Below are 4,224 nucleotides of genomic sequence, written 5' to 3'. Positions count from 1 at the left end.
TTTTTTATGGAAGTAAAAGTAAACTCTACCACGATTAGATCATTCTCTATTTACTCGAATACTTTACCGAAGAATTTTTTGCTTGATGTCGCAAAGGCATGGCGATTACTTAATGCAACATTTAATGTGGAAACAACAGAAATAACCTATTTTCAGCATATTTCTAGGTGGCTAAAGTTTTTAGCAGATAGACCAAACCATGCAGTCTGGAGCTATATTGAACAGGATGGCTGCTCATTACAGGAAGAGTTTCTTGCTTGGCAGAATCTTTTAACCGAATATCGAAACGATATACTGGATTTCTTTCCTAGAGTAGAGCAGCTAAAAACTCGTAACAATAAATTAATGGGGGTCAGAAAGCTCTTAGAATATTTGGCTTATACAAAAACTATTCCGCATGGTCTTGTTCTTAATGGATGGAAAGATGCTCAAAGGCTTGGGCAGAGTACTACCTTTTTATCTAATGATTTTTATCGATTTATAAATAGAAGTAAACAGGATCTGCAAAAACTCGTAGATTCTTTCGATGATAATGATATTTCGCTTGATGAGGATGCTCTATCTTTGATTAAAGATACACTTGAGCATACCGAGGAAGATTTTGATTTCAATCCAATATCCTTAGTAATTAGTTCATTACAAGATAGAAAGCTCCAGCTTAAGGAGCAAGCAGCTGACGATTATGTTTCATATATCGAGGCCACAAATCAAGCTAACGAATGGACTAATGACTTCAAGATAAGTACTCGTGCGGATGAATTTCATAAAGTAATGTTGTCAAGTGACAATGCTCATACAAAGATGCGTCTATATGATGAAGTATTAGGCGGATGCGCAATTTCAGTTTTAGTAAATTATTTGATTCGTTATAACGAAGGGAGGTTACTTTTAAATGAGGACCCTCGCTATGGGTTATTTTGGAACCCAGAAAGAATGAACCGATATGACTATAATCGGGATCTCATACGATCGTACCTAGGTTGCTCAAATTATGCGATGGTGTGTGCATTCGCGTTTATCATGCTTGAAACTAATGCTAATACAACAAGCATTCAGGGGTTAAAAGAAGACGACTTAATTGATCATGATACGAACTACTTTATACTTAACTGGACTAAAAGAAGGCAACGAGGGAACGAGGCAAAATACAGAAAGCTTCCAATGAGAGTAGATGAACTTACTCCTCAAACTCTCACCGTAAGAGATGTGTTTCTTCATCAAATGGAGTGCCGTAAAAAATTCCTCAATGCTGTAATTCAAAGAGACCGAAGATTTTTATTCCTTCAATGGCACAAAAACCATGTAAAAATTAGTGTGAATGAACGCATTTATGCGCCTACTAAGCCGACACTCGAACTCTTTAATAGGAATTTTAAAATACTCTGTAAAAAAGCGTCTGATGGCACCTGGGTTACAACTCCTAAAGCGATAAGAGGTAGTACCCTCCTTCTTACAGGCCTTGTTACTAGGGATGCAACAGCTGTAATGATTGAAGGTCAACACACGTCATTAGAAATGGGTAAGCGCTATACATATCACTACCCCGAAGTATGGCTACAAGACAAAGAAATAAGATTGTTTCTTAATTGGTACCAAGCACTATTTACAGTTGATATTGAAAGCTTTGCTGAGAAGATTGGTATCGATTCTATTTTGTATAATGAAAATAAAGAACTTGCTTTAGAACAGCGTCAAACAGAAGCTCGAAATGCAATTAACCAACAGTTTGGCGGTATTCACTGTATTGATCCAACCGCTGGAGCTCAACCTGGAACAAAAGTTGGTAGTGTATGTAACAAGGTAGATAGATGTCCAACATGCAAGCAGCGCAGGGGCATATTTGTTAGTTCAACAAATAATCTAGCTAATGTTATTCAGTGGCATGACGTTCTTGTTCAATTAAAGCAGACACTCAGTGACAACGATTTTTATAAATGGCGAGTTTGGCATGTTTTCACAACTCTCATAGTTGATACCTTTTCAAAAGATCCAACACATGCAAGATTAATGAGAGGGGCACAAGAAAAAGCAGAGCTCACCCAAAATTCATACTTAAGCCTTATTCCTGTTGCTGAGGTCAATATTTAATGGCATTGCCAATCGTTGATTACGTCTATTTTTTTTCAGATTTTGATACTCGAAGCGATATTGAATCCCTTAAAATAAGATGGTTCAAAGATTGCTCTTATGACTCTGACATTTGGGTGTTACAAGATACTAAGAACATGAAAAGGACTTATGAGATTAATTGGGTAAATACTCCAGTTGGTCCGAATGGCGAGCAATTAAAGGAGTACTATGGCGCAGTAAAATTGATAAAGATGAGTCTTTTGATAAGAGCTTCTACTACTGATAAAAGGCTAGGCATGACGGCTTCGGCGGAATCATTATATAGAGCTGCAATTATTTTACTTAATTTTTATCGATATTTACTCCTGATTCCTAAAATTTCGAATCTATCTAGTATTAACAGTTTTGTTATTGATCAACTTGTTACCGATTATTCTTCAAAGGGGCTGATGGAGCGTTTGGACTTAGATTCACGAGCAGTAAATCGATTTACCGAGATCATTTCGAATGGAAATATTGCAACCTATACGAAAAGCAGGAAGTCAACAAGGTATATAAATACAAATTCTGAAAAGTTAGAATTTGATAATGACAAGTTTTCTTTTGAACTTGGCGTAAGTGTACGAGCTCTTCAAAATGCTCCTAAATATCAGTTACTTAAATACAAAATATTAAAGTCACTAGGTTATGGCTTGAAAGGAAGTGGTGTGGTAAAAACTGATATTGACACTCAATCAGAAACTACCATTAGAAAGTCGCTATCAGCTGTATCAAGTCTAATACGACAAGTCTATCTAATGCCTGAGCTCTTCACAGAAAATCACCGAGTAGAGCGTATGTGGATGGATGATATTAAAGCATCCAAATTGTCCAAGAAGAAGGCGACTAATTCTAATATAAAGACCCGAAATATACCCCGAAATGTTATGTACGCTGTGATGGACGAATCTATCCGTTGGGTAATTGATTATGCCACGTCTTTACAAAATCAATTTCAATGTGCTCAACAGATTTATAAAGAAAAGCTTGAAAATTTAAAGGGGAATGGGGTTGGTGGGAATGATGAATCAAAATCTCATTACGCTAGAAAACTTACCGCAGAGTGGATTAGAGAAAACAAATTAACCAACTTTCCGCACCCAATAACGACATACCGACATCAAACAACCTCGCTTGAGCAAATAGTGAATAAACACCTAGTATCAGCCTGTCTACTTGTCATATTCGCTTTCACAGCACGTCGTAGAGATGAAGTATATGGGCTTAAATCTGGCTGTGTGTATGAAGAAGGTGGACTTTGGTATTTAATTGTAGATCAAGAGAAATTCAACCAAGGAGAGCGAGCTTTGCCAACCTTGAAGGTTGTTGCTAAAGCAATATCTATTCTTGAAGATCTTTCAGCGCAAGGGAGGACGGCCAGTCAATTTGATAACCTTATGCAAGTAACGGATGCAAATTCTAAACATGGTGGAGCATGGCCGAATTTCAATGCTTTTTGCGAATATGTGGGAATAGAGTCAAAAGATGAAAAAGGCAATCCATTCTCATTTGCTTATCACCAATTTAGACGCTTTTTAGCGATGGCTTATTATTATCAATACCGTGACCCTAACCTCTTCACTCTAAATTGGTTTTTAGGTCACGAGTCTATTGAGATGACGATGGAATATATCACTGATAGCGATGGTCAGTGGGAGATGCAGCAAGTTAAAAATGAACGAATTATTGATTTAATTGAGGATGATTACAGACCAGATTTGTCGTTAGTTGGTGATGAAATAGCGGAATTATTTGGAGTCATTGAAGGACAGAGCGAAAAACGTATCTCCAAAATGGAAGATAAGGGGAAGTTAGTTGATAAGTATGTTTTAAATTTTGTCCAAGATGGAGCGTGTTTTGGCTTAACTCCTGATATCAAGAAGAGAAGTAAATGCTTAGAGAGTGATGCGATACAATGTTCTAGCGCAACCAAAGGGAGTTGTGAGGGGTGTCTTAATTTGCTTCCAGTAGTTCAACCAATTAATCAAATTAATGTAACAGATTTGGTTTGGTCATCCTCTCCCATGCTTGAGGCGTTACAAAATGGATAACGGTTTAAAAGATGTCTTAATGCAGAAGATAGAGTGCAAAGTAAGTTCTCTTGAAAGTTACTTA

At 37.0% G+C, this 4,224-nt stretch carries 2 protein-coding genes; both read left to right on the top strand.

The window, feature by feature from the left end:
* On the top strand, positions 1 to 2,088 hold a 2,088-nt coding region (locus I8J31_RS19830; protein ID WP_233402927.1), incomplete at its 5' end, for a hypothetical protein.
* Positions 2,088 to 4,160 carry a site-specific integrase gene (locus tag I8J31_RS19825; protein ID WP_199470323.1) on the top strand — a complete coding sequence of 691 codons (2,073 nt, stop codon included), beginning with the start codon at positions 2,088 to 2,090 and terminating at the stop codon, positions 4,158 to 4,160. The genes I8J31_RS19830 and I8J31_RS19825, both read left to right, overlap by 1 nt.
* Positions 4,161 to 4,224: the final 64 nt, after the last annotated feature.

Origin of the sequence: Marinomonas transparens (assembly GCF_016463975.1) — a bacterium.
Lineage (GTDB): Bacteria > Pseudomonadota > Gammaproteobacteria > Pseudomonadales > Marinomonadaceae > Marinomonas > Marinomonas transparens.
This window is presented reverse-complemented; position numbering and strand designations above follow the sequence as displayed.